We start from the raw sequence: 16,495 nt of genomic DNA, 5'->3' as shown, positions 1-16,495 counted from the left end.
ACGTCCGGCGCGGCGGGCGCGCCGTGCGCGCCCGCGGCGTGGGAGGAGGAGGCGCTCAGACCTCCAGGACCCGCAGGGCGGGGTAGCGCGGGGAGTTCAGGTAGAGCTTGTCCGTGCCGTGCTCCTTCTCCAGTTCGAGCACGAACCGGTACCGGTAGAGGCCGGGGCGGGCGGAGCTCATGACGGCGCCCGCCCAGTAGTAGTAGACGGCCGTGTACTTGTCGCGCATGCGGTCGGGGCCGCCGTAGACCTTGAGCTCGGTCATCATGCGGCGCTCGGCGGGGTCGTCCTCGTCGCCCTTCTCGATGTCGAGGAAGACCAGGTTGTTGATCTTGGGCATGGGGGGCCAGGTGCCGTCGGCGCGGCGGTGCATGTCGATGGGCCGGATGATCCAGTTGACCACCTGGCCCTGCTTGCAGATGGTCTCCAGGTGGTCGGTGCCCTGGCCGACGCCGCCGATGCTGTTGTCCATCATGTACAGGCAGCCTTCGAGGGACTCGGTGGCGGCCGCCTTCTCCATGTCGACGAGCGTGACGACGTTGAGCTGCACCGAGTTGAGCTGGCCGCGGCTGGCGAAGTCCGAGGCCTCGTACGACTGGCTCACTTGCGCTCCTTCGCTTCGGCGGAACCGACCAGGTACGGGGAGAGGTCGGCGATGAACGGCTCGGCCACCGCGCCCAGCAGGAACGACAGCCGGTAGGCGACCGGCTGGGTCGGCTCCTGCTTGACGGTGGCCGTCCAGAACGCGATGTCGGTGCCGGGGTAGATCTGGCGGACGGGTTCGGCGATCCGCCGGTCGATGTCGACGCCGACGAGGGCGACGAACGTCTCGCACTCCAGCGGGAGCGCGTTCCACAGCAGGGTGTCGCCCTTGCGCACCCGCGTCCGCAGTTCGAGGGTGCCGAACCCGGTCGAGCCCTCGGTCCGGTTGGTGTCGTAGAGGTAGAGGCTGCCGTCGATGGTCCCGGCGCCCAGCGCGGCGACGGGGTCGACCACCGCGGTGATCGTCACGGGCCGGGACGTGCGCGGCGCCGACTTGGTCCTGGGGGGCATGATGCTCCTCCGCTCGGGTGCGTGGTCAGAAGACGGCCGGGATCGGCAGCATGCCCAACCCGGAGCCGGTGAAGGCGTTGCGCTTGGGGTCGGTGATGACCTCGAGGGCGGACTCGCAGGTGAGGTCCACCGACTCCCAGACGAGCTCGTCGTTGCGCTCGATGAGCTCGTGCAGCTGGATGTGCATGGTGTAGGCGTAGGTGCCCGGACGGCTGGTGTCCACGGTCGCCGCCCAGTACCAGCCGTCGTAGATCATGTCCGGCGAGCCGTACTGGGCCGGGTACATGATCTTCTCGGTGACGGCGGGTCCGGTGATGTCGGTGATCACCGGGGTCGGGTAGTTGTAGGTCTCCGTCGCGTTCGCCCCCGCCACCTGTCCGGTGGCGTCCAGGACCTTGCCCGTGGTGAGGCTGCGGCTGGTCTGGGGCCGCCGGGCCCGCATGGTGACCTTCTCCTGGATCTTCCCGACCTCGGAATCGTCGGACGAGTCCAGGTGGGCGATGCCCGACAGGGCCGCCCGGTCGATCGTCTGCGACCGCTCGGCCTGGTAGTTGCGCGGCACCGTCGGGGGCACCGCGCCGAGCGCGGCGGGCAGCCAGTTCAGCACCTGCTCGGTGGCCTGGGAGCCGTCGACGAAGGAGGTGCCGGGGACGATGGTCGTCAGCTTCCTGGTGCCCACTCCGGTCGATCCCAGGAACTTCATGTTGTCGAACCAGTACGCGTTCTTGTCGAGGGAGCGCTCCTTGAGCGCGTTCTCGACGTCGATGAGCACGATGATCCCGTGCTGCTGGGCCATGGTTCCGCCTTCCGGTTCAGGGGGTCACACGCGCAGCAGCGCGGGCGAGTCGACGTACAGCACGCTCTCGGGACCTTCGTGCATCTTGATGGAGAGCCGGTAGTGGTAGGGGACGCCCGGCGCCATGGTGGCGGGCACGATGCCCTCCCACACCAGCAGGTCGTGGTTCTCGAACCCGTTGGAGGCGATCGCGGTCGGCGCCGTCCCCGGGTGGGCGGACGCCGCGGGGGCGGGCGTCCCGTAGACGGGCTGAGCGGCGTATCCGGGGTCCGCGACGGTCTCCGCCGGCACGTGCGACGGGGCCGCCGGGGCCGGGGCCGCGCTGAGGAACTCGATGTTCTGGATCTCGACGGGCGTCTGGACGTCCACGTGGATGGCGGTCCACTGGACGACCTGGCCCGGGACGACGGCGGTGATGAGCTCGGTCGTGCCCTGGTGGCGGCTGCCGAGCCCGCCGTCGTCGACGAGGGACAGATTGCCCTCGTTCAAGGTGCGATCGGACAACGCCCCCACGGCGTCGACCATCACGACGATGCTGACCTTCTGTTTCACTGTGACTCCCATCGGTGTCGGTACTGCGGGAGGGATGCGGTCACATGCGGTCCCGCACGAGCGGGACCTTTCCGACGGACGTCCGCTCGATCTCCCCGGAACCGCGGGGCACGAACGTCAGCCGGAAGTCGTATCCGGAGCCTTCGATCGACTCCGGAGTGGCCTCGCGGTCGTTGAACAGCGAGAGCGAACGCGGCAGCGCGGCGGCGAACAGCCCGCGCCAGCCGCCGGGGCCCAGGGCCCGCTCGGCGCGCTCGGCCAGGCGCTCGGCGTCGTCGGCCGCCACCAGCAGGTCGAGCAGCTTGTCCCCGCGGTGGTTGACGAACTGCACGTCGAGGGCGACCTGGTCCAGGTCGATGCCGGCGACCCGGTGCAGCTCGGCGCGCAGCGCCGTCTGGGCGAGCGCCGCCGAGTACTGGCTGTCGTTGAGGTGCAGCATGTCGCCGCTGCGCCCGGCGAACTCGAACCGGCCGGTCTTCAGGCCGGGGCCGTCCATCGGCGCCCTGCGGATCACCCGGTCGCCGAGCTTGAGCCGCAGCAGCGGCGCCTCGTGCGCGTGCAGGCGGGTGACGACCAGCTCGCCCTCCTCGCCCTCGGCGACCGCCCTGCCGTGCTCGTCGACGACCTCGACGAAGTGCAGGCCGGGGACGACGGCGAGGTCGGGCCGCGTGTGGTCGAGCTGGAGCCCGATGCACTCGGCCTGGGTGGCGGCGAAGTAGCTGAGGATCGACACGTTCGGGTAGACCGTGCGGAGCTCCTCCTGCTTGCGCTGCGGGATCAGGCCGCTGCCGTACATGGCGACCTTGAAGCTCTCGCGGGCGTGCGCCGGCATGCCCGCGCCCAGCTCGCTGAGGATGCCGATGCCCGCGGAGATGCCCATCAGCGCCTTGGAGCCGGGGTAGGAGAACATGTGCTCCAGCACCGGCGCGGTGACGGGGCCCGCCCCGATGTAGTTGATGCCCGGCACCTGCGCCAGGACGCCGCCGACCATGGTGCCGCTGCTCCACATCTGGTAGTCGGCCAGCGTGGTGTACAGCCAGCGGGGGCCGAAGCCGCCCAGGTAGCGGCTGAGCTGGTAGGCGCCCATGAACGCGCCGGAGATCCGGTAGGTGTCGCGCAGCTCCCGCAGCGAGTAGACGATCTCCAGGGGGCGGCCGTCGCTGGTGCCGCCGCTGGCGACCACCTCGAACCCGCCGTAGTCCAGCGGCACGACCATGCCCGCGCGCGCCCCCATGAACATGTCGCGCTGGACGGTCTTGTCCGACAGCGGGATCCGCTCCCACTCGGTCAGGTCGGCGGGCGCCGAGGTGACGCCGAAGTAGTTCAGGCGCTCCCGCCACAGCGGGTTCAGCAGCACGGTGTTGACGATCTGCTGGAGCCGGCGCAGCACCAGCGCGTCCTGGACGTCGTGCGGCGTCTCGCAGTAGGGGACGCCGACCTGGCGGGCGCACTCCTCCAGCTTCCCGGCGAAGGCGGGCAGGGCGGCGACCTGCGCGGCCGAGCGCGGTTGCAGCTCCTCCTCGGGGATGAGCCGCTCGGCCAGGTCCGCGGCGGTGGACGCGGTGTTCGTCAGGGTCATGGTCATCGTTGACTCCCGTCCTCACGGCCGCCGGCCGCCGCGCCCTCGCGCAGCACCCGGCTTCCGGTCGTTCTGATCTCGGTGATGAGCAGGTCCAGGTGCTCGGCGGTGATCTTGTGGTTCATCAGCACGACGCGCAGTGCCGCGACGCCGCCGATGTGGACCTTGGAGATGAAGAAGCGCCCGTCGGCGCGCAGACGGTTGCGGATCGCGAGCTGGAGGGCGTGCAGGTCCGCGTCGTCGAGGCCTTCGGGGGTGAAGCGGAAGCACAGGATGTTGGCCTCGGGCTCGTGCAGGACGGTGAAGTCCGGCTCGGCGGCGAGCATCCGGTGCGCCTGGACGGTCATCGCGCACAGATGGTCGATCTTGCGGGTGAACAGCGCGGGGCCGTACATCGACCAGAGCGTCCACAGCGGCATGATCATCGGGCGCTTGGTGCATTCGAGGTTCTTGTCGCCGCTGTCCAGCGCGCTGTAGACGTCGGGCTCCTCGTCGAAGACGTAGCTGGCGCGCTGCCGGAACGCTCCGGCGGCGGCGCTTCCGTCGCGGTAGAACAGCAGCGTGCAGGGGGCGGGGACGAACAGCATCTTGTGCGCGTCCCAGGTCAGGGAGTCGACCTCGGCGATGCCGCGCAGCCTCTCGCGGTGGCGTTCCGACAGCAGGAGGCTCGCGCCGTGGGCGCCGTCCACGTGCAGCCAGATACCGCGCGGACGGGTCAGCGCGGCCAGCTCGTCGAGGGGGTCGAACGCGCCCATCGCGGTCGTCCCCGAGGAGGCGACCAGGCAGAACACCCGCAGGCCCCGCTGTTCCGCGGCGTCGAGGATCGGCGCCACCGCGCCGACGCGGATGCGGCCGCACTCGTCGACGGGGAGCCGGACGATGTGCTCCTCGCCGATGCCCAGCACGCCGGCGGCGCGGCTCACGCTGTAGTGCGCGTCCTCGCTGATCGCGATGGCCGGGCGGCCGCCCTCCTCGGCGACGCCGCGGGACCAGATGCCGGGGAACGCCCGGTTGCGGGCGGCCAGCAGCGCGGTGAGGTTGGCCATCGAGCCGCCGGACGTCGTCACCATCGCCGACCGCTCGCCGTCCCAGCCGAGGAAGCGGCCCAGCTCCTCGGCCATGAGCCGTTCCGCGACGTTGGGCAGCTGGCCCGCCTCGTAGAAGGAGGACGGCTGGTTGGCCACCGAGCTCACCAGGTCCACCAGGCCCGCCAGCGGCACCACGCCGGAGAACTGCCGTCCGAGATATCCCGGAGAATGGACTTGAATGCCGGTATTCAGATAAAGGTCCATTATCTGATGGAAACGGCCTTCGTCATAGCCGGCGACGTCATCGCGCTCGGCCGTCATCAGCTCTCGCGCCGCCTTCATCAGCACCGCCGGCTCGACCAGATCGAGCCCCTTGATCTCGGGGTCGTCCAGATAGCGGCGCAACCGCAGGGTGCACTGCTCCGCCGCCCGGTGGAACCCCGGCGGGTCGAAGGCGGCGGCCAGGCCGGCGTCCAACGAATTCCGCCTCCCGCCGTTCGTCGAATGGCCTGATGCCTTCTCGGCTCGGGCGAGTGATTCCGTCACGGGCGAAGACCTCCCCATCGGTCGCGTGCACGGAAATTCGAATCGCTTCGCATCCTAGGAGGCTCCCCGGGCGTCTCAACAGCCTCCTGACCGACTATGGACGCGCAGGTCAAAGGGGATGTCCGCAAGGAAGTTTCAGGTAGCCGATCGGCTGCGTGATTCAATCACTTGAACGGCGACATACCAACAAAAAGGCCCCGCGGGCAAAATAGTCATAACGAATAATTCGCCCATTCGCCGCCCCTTTTCGGACCACCGGGTCATGTGATACCCCACCTAAAGAAAACCCATGGAGTCATTAACAGGACCGGCTACCCTCTGCTAAGAGGCGGCGCCGCGGTTCCGTTTTCATCATCTCGATCGCCCCGTCGAAAATGATGCGGAGCACGGGAAAGGAGAACGATCAAGATGCGCCCCGGAGCATTCTTCGCCCTATCGGCGCACTTTCATCCACGGCCGTCGCGACGGCAGACGGTAACGTCGCCGCCCACCCCGGAGGAAAACGCGAAACGGCTGTCCCCGGCGGGCGTCTCCGGTGTCCGGGATCCGGCCCGGAGCGGACACGGTCCCGGAGACCACTCCAGTGCGATCGCGGAACTCCCGCACCGCCCGGCCCCCTCCGCCCCACCCCCGGCCGGGGTCCGGAAGGCGACATTTACCTAACGAAAGACTGGAATTCCCGCTTTCTGGAGGGACGGTCGGGGATAGTCGATCGGGCGCACGGGAGGGAACCGTGTGAGCAGACGTCACCGGAGGAACGGCGTGCTGGATCGGCTGAACCACCAGGGCAAGTTCGCCGAGGACTACGTGCGGGCGCTCGGCTCGGCGGCGGGGCTCCTCGTGTACAAGAACGACCTCGACCAGGACGGGGTCGACCTGGGGTTCCGCTACCCGGGACGGGGCGGGTACGTCTCCTCGCCCGCGATCGAGGTGCAGGTCAAGTCGTGGTCGGCGCCCGTGAGCAAGGGCGCCGAGCTGCACTTCCGCGGGCTGAACGAGGTGCAGTACAACAAGCTCGTCGAGGGGCCCTTCCTCGTGCCGCGCTACCTCTTCGTCGTCGTGGTCCCGACGGACAGCGACCAGTACGCGCGGGTCGAGACCGACGGGCTGATCCTCAGCAGGCTCTGCTACTACCGGGGGTTCGAGGGGGAGCGGCCGATCCCGTCGCCCGACAAGAGCCGATACCCGGCCGTGCCGGTGCCGCTCGGCAACGTCCTCACCGTCCGCGCGCTGCGCGAACTCGTCGGCGCGCCCACCGGATCGGTGGCGTGAACGCCCGGCTGTCGGTCGCCGACATCAGCGGGTACCTCGCCTCGCGGGGCTGGACGCGCCGGCCGGAGGAGTGGCGGGGCGCGTCCATCTGGGTGCACGAAGGCGACCACGAGATCCTCGTGCCGGGCTCCGACGGGTTCAGCGACGGGCCCCGGCGCGTCCGGGAGATCCTCGCGGTGCTGGCCCGCGTCGAGGAGCGGTCGCCGGAGGACGTCGCCGCCGAGATCGCGTCGCCCATGGCCGACGTCCACTGGTACCGGTCCGCCACCGCGCCGCAGGACGGCCAGGTGGGGCTCGCCGACACCGTCACGGCGCTCGGCGGCGTGCAGTCCGTCCTGGGCGCCGCCGCCAGGGCCGCGCTGAACGGGCCGCGCCCGGCGTTCGACGGCACGACGCCCCGGGAGGTGCGCGACCTGCTCGCCCGGGTGCGGGTCGGGCCGATCACCGCTTCCGCGGACCGGCTCATGGTCCGGCTCCCCCTCGGCTCCCCCGACGACCCCGGCGGCCCCGGCACCGACCCCCCGCTGGCACGCCGCACCCTCCTCCTGCTGCGGCGCACCACGATGCTCCTGCGCGACGCCGCCGACACGGCGGGCCGCGGCGGGGACATGGCCGTCTTCGACGACCTCGTGCGGGACGGGGTGTCCGCCGACCTCTGCGGGGCGCTCGCGCGCTTCGCCGGACCCGACCCCGGTTCCGGCTTCGAGGTCGGCTTCGGCTGGGCGCGGGCGCTCCCCGCGGACGTGCCGGAGACCACCGTGGCGTTCGAGGCCGAGACGGGCGCCCTGCTGCGCCGCGCCGCGCACCGGCTGCGCCGGCTGCGACGCGCGACGGCGTCCGTCAGCGGCCTCATCTCCACACTCTCCGACCACGGCGGCCGGGACCGCTTCAGCGTCCAGGTGCACGGCGACGTCACCGTCGAAGGCGGCGAGCCCCGCAAGTCGCTGTGGGTGCGGCTTCCCGACGAGAGCGCCTACGACCTGGCGGTCGAGGCCCACCGCACCAGAAGGCACGTGCACGCCTCCGGCACGCTCATGGACCTCCAGGGGCGGGTCGAACTGAACGCCACCGACTTCACCACGTTGACAGCAGACGCACCTCGGGAGACCTGAACATGGAGAACACCGCCTTCGGGACCAGAGAACGGGCCCTGCTTCTCGGTCTGATGACGTTGGGCGGCGAGGCGTCCAACCCCGAACTCCGCGACCACATCGGCGACGCGCTCGACGGCGCGGCCCGCCGCAAGGCGTTGTCCCTCGGCCTCGTCGAGGGCGAGAAGCGAGGCCGCTCCTTCCACCACAAGCTCACCGACAAGGGCTGGGCCTGGTGCGTGGCGGAGCTCTCGAACACGCCGCCCGCACGCGGCGGATCGTTCGCCCGCACCCTCTACGCCGTCCTCGCCACCCTCGACGGCTACCTCGACGCGACGGACCTGAGCCTGGGCGAGTTCATCACCACGTCCCGGAAGGCCACCGCCGCCCCGCTCCCGGCGGATCCGGAGGCGGACGACGCGTTGGGCGCCCTCGCCGCGGGCGGGACGGACGTCGCGGCGAGCTCCAGCTCGGGTCTCGCGGCCCTCGCCTTCGACGCCTCCGCCGCGAGCGGTACGGACCTCGCGGCGAGCACCGCCACCGTGAGCGCCGCCGTGAGCACCGCCGCCGTGGGCGCCGTGGCGAGCACGGCCGCCGTGGGCACCGCGGCGGAGGGAGCCGGTACGGACCTCGCGGATCTGGTCCGGGAGGCCTACTGGAGGCTGGCGCGGGAGCCCCAGGACTGGGTGTCGCTGACGCGGTTGCGGCCGCTGCTGGGCAACGCGTCGCGGCAGGAGGTCGACGAGACGCTGCGGCGGATGGAGCGGCTGCCGGACGTGCACCTGGTGCCGGAGGCCGACCAGAAGACGCTGACCGGGGACGACCGGGCCGCCGCCGTGCTCGTGGGCGGAGTGAGCAAGCACCTGCTGGCGATCGAGGCGCCGTGAACGACAACGAGGAACGCGCGCTGCGCAACGCCGCGAAGTCACTCGGGTGGGCGGCGACCGACGAGCACGCCTGGAACCCGCCGCCCTTCCACGTCGAGGGCATGCACCGGCGGGCGGAGCGGCTCGTCCTCGACGGCATCGAGGACGCCGTGGACAGCTCCGCGGACAGCCCCCTCGGGATCGTGATCCAGGGCGAGGGAGGGGCGGGCAAGACCCACCTCCTCGGCTGGGTCAGGGAGCAGATCGCCCGGGAGAACGGCTACTTCTTCCTGGTGGACTTCAGCGCGGGCGTCGACTTCTGGCGCCGCACCGCGGACGCGATGGTCGGGGACCTGGGGCGCCCGTCCCGCCCGGACGGGCCGGTCCAGGCCGTGGACGCGGTGCTGCGCCTAGCCGACCTCGCGGGTGCCACCGGCCGGTTCAAGGCGGTGGCCGACGGGGTCGCCGACCTCACCCGCGACGACCTCGACGCGCTGGTGGCCGGGATCCTGGCCAGGGACCGGCGGCTCCTGCGGTGCAAGGACACGATCCGGGCGCTCGCCCTGTACGCCCTCGCGTCCGGCCCCGCCCTCGACACCGGCCACGACCACCTGTCCTCCACCGACGAGGCGGAGGAGGGCGACCGCCAGGTCTGGGGGATGAGCAAGGGCGTCAGGAGCCCGCAGGACATCACGATCGAGCTCTCCGCGGTCCTCGCCCTGACCGGTCCCGGCGTCATCGCGGTCGACCAGATCGACGCGCTCCTGGAGCACTCCCTCAAGACGTCCGCCGAGGCCGAGCCGGAGCAGCGCAAGGACGCGATCGAGGAGATGGCCGGCGGGCTCATGGCCCTGCGGCACACCACCCGGCGCACCCTCTGCCTCGTGGCCTGCCTGCCCTCGTCGTGGCGGCTGATCCAGGACCGCGCCGTCGGCACCGCGCAGGACCGGTTCCGCACCTCGCTGATCCTCAAGACCATCGAGACGCCGGAGATCGCGCGGAACATCATCGCGCGGCGGCTGGAGACGGCATACGCCAAGACGGACTTCACGCCGCCGCACCCGCTGTGGCCGGTCGCCCCCGCCGCGTTCGACTCCGCGCCCGGCCTCACGCCCCGGGCGCTGCTGCGGCGCGTCAGCAACCACATCGAGTCGTGCCGCAACGCCGACGACGCCCGGCTCCTGGAGCGCTTCGACCAGGCCGGACCGTCTCCCGCGACCGACCCCTCGCCGCCGGTGCCGGTGTCCGAAGAGGAGCTGATCCGGCTCGACGGGCGTTTCGCCGAGCTGCGCGCGCAGGCCGAGGTGTCGCCGGTCTTCGACCCCGCCCGCGAGGACGCGCACGTCCCCCTGCTCCTCGCCGCCGCCCTCGACGCCTGGATCAAGGAGCAGGGCGACGCCGGACGCGCCTTCTCCGTCGACCCGCCGCCCGGCCGCATGCCCACCCTGCACGCGCGGCTCCGCCAGGCGCTGGACCCCGAGACCGAGCAGCAGCGCCACTGGACGTTCCGGATGATCGGCGCGTCCAACGCGATCGCCGCGCTCAACCGGCTCGCCCACGGCATGGAGGCCTCCGGGATCGGCCCGGACGTCCCCGACCGCTGCTTCGTCGTCCTGCGCAACCAGGCGTGGTCGGACGGCCCGAAGACCCGGGAGCGCCTGAGCGAGCTCAAGGAGTCCGGCGGCCGCTCGCTCGTCCTGCGCGAGGACGACGCCCGCGTCTTCGACGCCCTGCGCCGCATGGCCGCCGAGGCCGACACCCGGTTCGAGGCCTGGCTGTGCTCCCGCCGCCCGGCGAGCGGCACCGAGCTCCTCTCCGACCTCCTCGGCGACCTGACCGCCCCCGCCCCGGCCCCTGACGCCGTCACCGTTCCGGACCAGGCCCCGGCTCAGGCTCCGACCCCCGCCCTTACCCCGGCCCCAGCGTCCGTCCCGGCTCCGGCATCCGCCCCGGCTCCGGCATCCGCCCCGGCTTCGGCATCCGTCCCGGCTCCGGCATCCGCCCCGGCCCCAGCGTCCGTTCCGGCTGCGGCGTCTGTCCCGGCTGCGGCGCAGCGGCCTCCGGCTTCGGCTCCCGTTCCGGCCCCAACGTCCGTTCCGGCTGCGGCGTCCGTTCCGGCTGCGGCGCAGCGGCCTCCGGCCTCCGTGCCGGTTCCGGCCCCGGGACAGGCGTCGGCGTCGGCGTCGATGACGGTGCCGGATGAGGCGCAGGCTTCGGGGGACGGGCGGGGGGCGCCCGCCGTGATCGCGGTCGGCAGGAGGTACGACACGGGGACGGACCTCCAGGTGGAGCTGGCCACGCTGGCGCGGCACACCGCCGTCTTCGCCGGGTCCGGCTCGGGGAAGACGGTGTTCCTGCGGCGGCTCGTGGAGGAGTGCGCGCTGCACGGCGTGTCCTCGATCGTGCTGGACCCGAACAACGACCTCGCGCGGCTGGGCGACCCGTGGCCCGCGCCGCCGGCCGGGTGGGGGGACGGCGACGCGGAGCGGGCGGCGCGCTACTTCGCGGAGACCGAGGTGGTGGTCTGGACGCCGGGCCGCGCCCTGGGGCGGCCGCTGAGCTTCCAGCCGCTTCCGGACTTCACCGCCGTCGGCGACGACCGCGACGAGCTGAACCAGGCGCTCGACCTGGCCGTGGGCGCGCTCGCGCCGCGCGCGAAGGTGGACAAGGAGACCGCCAGGGCCACCGTGGGCAGGGCGGTGCTCCGCCAGGCGCTGCAGCATTTCGCGCGGTCGGGCGGCGGCGGCTTCCCCGCGTTCCTCGCGATGCTGTCGGCCCTGCCGTTCGACGCCGCCGGCCAGATCGAGCAGGCCGACAAGATCGCCGCCGAGCTGGGCCAGCTCCTGACCGCCGCGATGATCAACGATCCCCTCTTCGCGGGCGACGGGGAGCCGGTGGACCCCGCGCGGCTCCTCACCCCCGCCGAGGGCAAGCGGGCACGGGTCTCGGTCATCAGCTTCGTCGGCCTGAACGACGACGCGAAGCCCGGTTTCGTCAGCCAGCTGCAGATGGCTCTGTTCTCCTGGATCAAGCGGAACCCCGCCCGCGACCGCCCCCTGACCGGCCTGTACGTGATGGACGAGGCGCAGGCGCTCGTCCCCGCGACGCCCAAGACCGAGGCCCTGGCCAGCACCCTGACGCTGGCGTCGCAGGCCCGCAAGTACGGTCTCGGCCTGGTCTTCGCCACCCAGGCCCCGCGGGGGCTGCACAACCAGATCGCAGGCAACGCCAACACCCAGTTCATCGGCAGGTTGAACAGTCCCACCCACATCGAGGTGGTGCAGACCCTCGCCAAGGCCCGCGGCGGCCGCGCCGAACGCGTCGGCCGTCTCGGCACCGGCGAGTTCTACGCCTCCAGCGTCGGCCTCACCGAGGCCCTCGTCCGCACTCCCCTGTGCCTGAGCCACCACCCCGCCGGCCCCCTCACCGAACAGGAGATCCTGCAGCGCGCCCGTTCCTGAGCCCAGGCGGACCGGTGAGTGGCCTCCCTCACCGGTCCGCTCCCGGCCGAGGCCCCGAGCTGCACGGTCACCGTGAGGTTCCCAGGTCACCGAAAAGTGCCTTCTTCCACGTCAGAGGCCACTCTCCTACAGTTCCCAGGTAACCGAGAGAGAGCGAAGGGTCCCGTGGAAGCGGAGCCCTGGCAAGGAGGCGAACGGCATGGCCATCACCCTGATGAACCCCGAGGGACTTCCGGAGGTCCCGGTGTACCGGCAGGTCGCGATCGCGACCGGGTCGAAGCTGGTCTTCATCGCCGGGCAGGTCGCCCGGGACGCCGAAGGGAATCCGGTCGGCGCGGGCGACATCGCCGCCCAGGTCGAGCAGTGCTACCTCAACATCGGCACCGCCCTGGCCGAGGCCGGAGGCTCCTTCGACGACGTGGCGAAGCTGACCGCCTACATCGTCGACTGGACCCCCGACAAGATGCCCCTGCTCATGGAGGGCATCGCCCGCGCCTCCGCGAAGCTGGGCGTCGCCCCGGTCCCGCCGCTCACCGGGATAGGCGTGTCCGCGCTGGCCGAGCCCGACCTGCTGGTGGAGGTCGAGGCCACCGCGGTCCTCGACTGACCCGGGCCCGCCCGTTCCGGCGGCGCCGTCAGGTCGCTGCCCCTGAAAAGTGCGTTCTGTCCCGTCGATACACCCTTTCCCAGGGCTCCCGAGTAACCACAAAATTCCCCATTTAGGCTCTTGATGGGAGAGAAATCTCGGGAAAGGCGGAGATGAACGCCGTAGACGGGTCGCGTCGTACGTCCAAGGCCACCTGGGTGGCGGCCATGCTCTCCGATCTCGTCGACTGGATACGGCGCCGACCCGTCGAGATGCCGCCGACGGTGGCGGCGATCCGCCATTCCGCGGACACCAGGATGACCCTCTGGCTGATCGCGGGTTCGGACCTGGTCACCGCGGCGGCCATCGACCTGATGCTGCCGCCGCGATTCCGGCCACTGCATCTGGGCCTCGAAGCGGTGCTGCTGACGCTCGTGCTCGGCATCACGGCGATGATGTCCCGGGCACCGCATCTCCTCGGCGACGGGGAACTGCGGGTGCGGACGGGGCCGTTCGGTGAGGTCTGCGTCCCGCTCGCCTCGATCCGGACGGTCCGCGCCGCCCACGGGCGCGTCGACGGGTTCGGGCTCCGGGCCGACCCCGAAAACGACGAGGCCGTGGCGTGTTCCACGGCGGCCGGGACGACGCTGAGCGTCGAGGTGCGGCCGCCGGTTCCCGTACGGCTGCGCAAGGGCAGGGTCGTCGAAGCCGGCGTCGTGCGGTTCTCGGCCGACGAGCCGTCCGTCGCCGCCCGCCTCATCAGGGAGGCCGTCGCGGACGCGCGGGGCTGAGAGGCGGGTCAGCCCTGTTCCGTCCGGTCGGGCGGGAGCGTGTTCTTGTGAATGCGGCCGTCCTTGACGATGAGCTTCAGGTTGGCGTGGGGATCGCCCAGGACGGACAGGTCGCGGGTCGGGTCGCCGTCGACGAGGAGCAGGTCGGCCCAGGCGCCCTTGGCGATGACGCCCAGGCGTGCCAGGTGCGGGGCGTCGCCGTGGGCGGCCGTGTCGGCGGGGGTGGGGTTCTGGTACGGGTCGCGGGGGCCCGACCTGCGGAACAGTTCGGCGTTGCCGGAGGTGGCGATCTTCAGGGCCGCCTCCGGGCCGCCCGCGAGCCCGGCGAGGCGGGTGAGCATCACGTTCTGCCGGGCGCTCTTGGCCGGGTCCAGGAGGAGGTCGGTGCCGAACGCGAGCCGCACGCCGTGGTCGAGCGCCCAGGCGAAGACGCGTTCCGCGCCCTCGCACACGCGGCGGTTCTTCTCGACCGACACGGGGTCGAGGTAGGTGTGGTCGCCCTCCTCGAACGGCTGGGTGCTCAACCAGACGTCGTGGTCGGCCAGGAACCTGATGTCGTCCTCCTCGGCCAGCTGCCCGTGCTCGATCACCTGGACCCCGGCCTCGACCGCGCGCCGGATGCCCGCGCCGGTGTAGACGTGCACCGACACGTAGGTGCCCCAGTCCGCGGCGGCCTGGACGCCGGCGCGCAGCTCCTCGGGGGTGTACTGCAGCACGTCCAGGGGGTCGTGGGGCGAGGCGACGCCGCCGCCGGCCATCATCTTGATCTGGGAGGCGCCCTTCCGCAGCTGCTCGCGCACGCCCGCGAGCACCTGGGCGCGCCCGTCGGCGACCCGCATGATCCCCAGGTGCTCGGCGCGGGACGCGGTTCCGCCCAGGGCCGTCGGCACGTCGTAGACCATGCCGAAGTCGCCGTGCCCGCTGGTCTGCGACAGGCCCGCCTGGCTGGGATAGATCCGCGGCCCGGGGAGCACGCCCGCGTCGATGAGCCGCTTGAGGTCGGCGGTGTCCCCGGCCATGTCGCGCACGGTGGTGAAGCCGCGCATCAGCATCGCCTCGGCCTCGACCGCGCCCTTGAGGTAGCCCAGCCCGGTGCCGCCCAGCACGAGCTCGGCCTGGCCGACCCCGGCCAGCATGACGTGCGCGTGCGCGTCGGCGAGCCCGGGGATCAGCGTCAGCCCGCTCCCATGGACGACGGTCGTGCCCGCCCCCGCCATCTCGGGCGGCGGCCCGTCCACGTCCACCTCGGCGATCTTGGAGCCCGCCGTCACCACGTGCCCGCTCCGGAGCCCGTCACCGATCCCGTCGAAGATCCGCACGTCGCGGATCACGATCTTCCCGTGTTCGCCCACGGTCGCCTCATCCCCGCCGGCCGACCGTCCAGACGGCCCCCGGCCGGGCTTTGCCGAAGGCTGGAGGTCGCCGCACCCGGGAGCCCGCCTGCGCGTCAGATGTCCCTGCGGAGGGTCGTGAGGAGTCCGGCGGCCAGGGCCGCGGTGGTGTAGGCCGCCATGGCGGCCAGGGCCGGGAGGGCGGCCAGTTCGGTGAGGTTGGGGAGCAGGTAGGGGGAGACGTCCCAGGGGAGGAAGGACGCCAGGGCCGGGAGGACGAAGATCAGGGCGGCCAGGGCCGTGAAGGTGCCGGCCGTGGCGCGGACCAGGGCGCCGAGGCCCAGGCCGACCAGAGCGGCCGTCGTCAGGAGGAGGCCCTGGAGCAGGGCGTCGGGCAGGGTCGTGGCCGCCGCTATGGGGGCGGGGCGGTCGCCGGTGATGAGGGCGCCGGCGGTGAAGGTGGCCAGAGCGATGAACTGGCCCGCCGCCAGGGCCGTGGCGGCGGTGACCGCGGCCTTGGCCAGGAAGAGGGACCTGCGGTCGGGGACGGCCACGGCGCTCGTGCGGATCATGCCGGTGGCGTGTTCGCCCGTGATCGCGAGGGCGCCCAGGGCGGCCAGGCAGAACTGGGCGAACGGGAGGACCAGGACGCCGGGGTCGGCGGAGGCGAAGACGGCGCGCGTCTCGGGCGGGGAGGCGTCCCAGTCGGCGACCATGAGCGCGGAGACCAGCGCCGCCGGGACGAGGACCGCCGCGGCGGCGGCGAGCAGGGCGAAGGTGGAGCGCAGCGTGCGGAGCTTCAGCCACTCCGAGGCGATCACGTCGGTCATCGGTACTCCACTTCGGTGCCGGTGAGGTGCAGGTACGCCGCTTCGAGCGAGCCGAAGCGCTCGGCGAGCGCGGAGACCGGCTCGTCGGCGATCAACCGGCCCCGGCCGATGACCACGACGTGGTCGGCGGTGAGCGCCAGTTCGGCGATCAGGTGGCTGGACATCAGGACGGTGCGGCCCTCCGCCGCCAGTTCGCGCACGAGGTCGCGGATCCAGCGGACGCCGTCGGGGTCGAGGCCGTTGACCGGCTCGTCGAAGATCAGGATCCCGGGGTCGCCGAGGAGCGCCGCCGCGACGCCGAGGCGCTGCCGCATCCCGAGCGAGAAGCCCTTGATCCGCCTTCCGGCCACGCCGGCGAGGCCCGTCCGCTCCAGCACCGCCCCGACCCGCGACGTCCCGATGCCGTTGCTCCGGGCCAGGCAGCGGAGGTGGTCGGACGCCCGGCGCCCGCCGTGGACGGCGCCCGCGTCGAGCAGGGCTCCGACCTCGCGCATCGGGTGGGGCGAGGAGGCGTAGGGCCGTCCGTTGACCAGGGCCTCGCCCGAGGTGGGGGCGTCCAGGCCGACGACGGCTCGCAGCGTGGTGGACTTGCCCGAGCCGTTGGGGCCGAGGAAGCCGGTGACACGGCCGGGGCGCACCTGGAAGGACAGCCGGTCGACGGCGAGGGTGGAGCCGTACCGCTTGGTCAGTTCGTTCACTTCGATCACGCGGCC

General features: G+C 72.1%; 14 protein-coding genes and 1 pseudogene. 6 read left to right on the top strand and 9 right to left on the bottom strand.

Going from position 1 to position 16,495, the window contains the following annotated elements; all coding sequences use genetic code 11:
- Nucleotides 1-55: 55 nt before the first annotated feature.
- The 6 genes from ABD140_RS26595 to ABD140_RS26570 are packed head-to-tail and all read right to left on the bottom strand — an operon-like array spanning nucleotide 56 to nucleotide 5,485.
- A complete protein-coding gene (locus ABD140_RS26595; RefSeq protein WP_344243715.1) occupies nucleotides 56-604 on the bottom strand; it encodes a hypothetical protein in 549 nt (182 codons plus the stop codon).
- Nucleotides 601-1,053 (bottom strand): hypothetical protein, encoded by a 453-nt coding sequence (locus ABD140_RS26590; protein WP_344243714.1) that lies wholly within the window; start codon nucleotides 1,051-1,053, stop codon nucleotides 601-603. Before ABD140_RS26590 ends, ABD140_RS26595 begins: the two co-directional genes overlap by 4 nt.
- 25 nt (nucleotides 1,054-1,078) lie before the next feature.
- Nucleotides 1,079-1,849, bottom strand: coding sequence for a hypothetical protein (locus tag ABD140_RS26585; RefSeq protein ID WP_344243713.1), 771 nt, complete (start codon nucleotides 1,847-1,849; stop codon nucleotides 1,079-1,081).
- A gap of 24 nt (nucleotides 1,850-1,873) precedes the next feature.
- On the bottom strand, nucleotides 1,874-2,401 hold the full coding sequence (locus ABD140_RS26580) for a hypothetical protein (RefSeq protein ID WP_344243712.1): 528 nt from the start codon (nucleotides 2,399-2,401) through the stop codon (nucleotides 1,874-1,876).
- A gap of 40 nt (nucleotides 2,402-2,441) precedes the next feature.
- On the bottom strand, nucleotides 2,442-3,986 hold the full coding sequence (locus ABD140_RS26575; protein ID WP_344243711.1) for a phenylacetate--CoA ligase family protein: 1,545 nt from the start codon (nucleotides 3,984-3,986) through the stop codon (nucleotides 2,442-2,444).
- Nucleotides 3,983-5,485, bottom strand: coding sequence for a pyridoxal phosphate-dependent decarboxylase family protein (locus tag ABD140_RS26570; RefSeq protein ID WP_344243710.1), 1,503 nt, complete (start codon nucleotides 5,483-5,485; stop codon nucleotides 3,983-3,985). The genes ABD140_RS26575 and ABD140_RS26570 overlap by 4 nt, the downstream gene beginning before the upstream one ends.
- A gap of 831 nt (nucleotides 5,486-6,316) precedes the next feature.
- On the opposite strand from ABD140_RS26570, the gene ABD140_RS26565 reads away from it, so the two are divergent.
- The 6 genes from ABD140_RS26565 to ABD140_RS26540 all read left to right on the top strand — a co-directional run bounded on the left by ABD140_RS26565 (nucleotide 6,317) and on the right by ABD140_RS26540 (nucleotide 13,621).
- Nucleotides 6,317-6,826, top strand: a complete 510-nt coding sequence (locus ABD140_RS26565) for a DUF4365 domain-containing protein (protein ID WP_344243709.1) — start codon at nucleotides 6,317-6,319, stop codon at nucleotides 6,824-6,826.
- Nucleotides 6,823-7,938, top strand: coding sequence for a hypothetical protein (locus ABD140_RS26560; RefSeq protein WP_344243708.1), 1,116 nt, complete (start codon nucleotides 6,823-6,825; stop codon nucleotides 7,936-7,938). Before ABD140_RS26565 ends, ABD140_RS26560 begins: the two co-directional genes overlap by 4 nt.
- 2 nt (nucleotides 7,939-7,940) lie before the next feature.
- Entirely contained in the window at nucleotides 7,941-8,804 is an 864-nt protein-coding gene (locus ABD140_RS26555) for a hypothetical protein (protein WP_344243707.1), read from the top strand.
- Entirely contained in the window at nucleotides 8,801-12,244 is a 3,444-nt protein-coding gene (locus ABD140_RS26550) for an ATP-binding protein (protein ID WP_344243706.1), read from the top strand. The genes ABD140_RS26555 and ABD140_RS26550 overlap by 4 nt, the downstream gene beginning before the upstream one ends.
- 199 nt (nucleotides 12,245-12,443) lie before the next feature.
- On the top strand, nucleotides 12,444-12,851 hold the full coding sequence (locus ABD140_RS26545; protein ID WP_344243705.1) for a RidA family protein: 408 nt from the start codon (nucleotides 12,444-12,446) through the stop codon (nucleotides 12,849-12,851).
- 152 nt (nucleotides 12,852-13,003) lie between these two features.
- On the top strand, nucleotides 13,004-13,621 hold the full coding sequence (locus tag ABD140_RS26540; RefSeq protein ID WP_344243704.1) for a hypothetical protein: 618 nt from the start codon (nucleotides 13,004-13,006) through the stop codon (nucleotides 13,619-13,621).
- Nucleotides 13,622-13,629: 8 nt separating this feature from the next.
- Here ABD140_RS26540 and ABD140_RS26535 read toward each other — a convergent pair whose 3' ends face one another.
- The 3 genes and pseudogenes from ABD140_RS26535 to ABD140_RS26525 form a co-directional block, all read right to left on the bottom strand.
- The gene (locus ABD140_RS26535; RefSeq protein WP_344243703.1) at nucleotides 13,630-14,973 is read right to left on the bottom strand and encodes a metal-dependent hydrolase family protein; all 1,344 of its coding nucleotides are present in this window, start codon (nucleotides 14,971-14,973) and stop codon (nucleotides 13,630-13,632) included.
- Between the two features lie 95 nt (nucleotides 14,974-15,068).
- Nucleotides 15,069-15,782, bottom strand: a complete 714-nt coding sequence (locus tag ABD140_RS26530) for an ABC transporter permease (protein ID WP_344243702.1) — start codon at nucleotides 15,780-15,782, stop codon at nucleotides 15,069-15,071.
- 53 nt (nucleotides 15,783-15,835) lie between these two features.
- Nucleotides 15,836-16,489: pseudogene (locus ABD140_RS26525) on the bottom strand (ABC transporter ATP-binding protein); the annotation flags it as partial.
- Nucleotides 16,490-16,495: the final 6 nt, after the last annotated feature.

Source organism: Actinocorallia libanotica, from assembly GCF_039525175.1.
Lineage (GTDB): Bacteria > Actinomycetota > Actinomycetes > Streptosporangiales > Streptosporangiaceae > Actinocorallia > Actinocorallia libanotica.
This window is presented reverse-complemented; position numbering and strand designations above follow the sequence as displayed.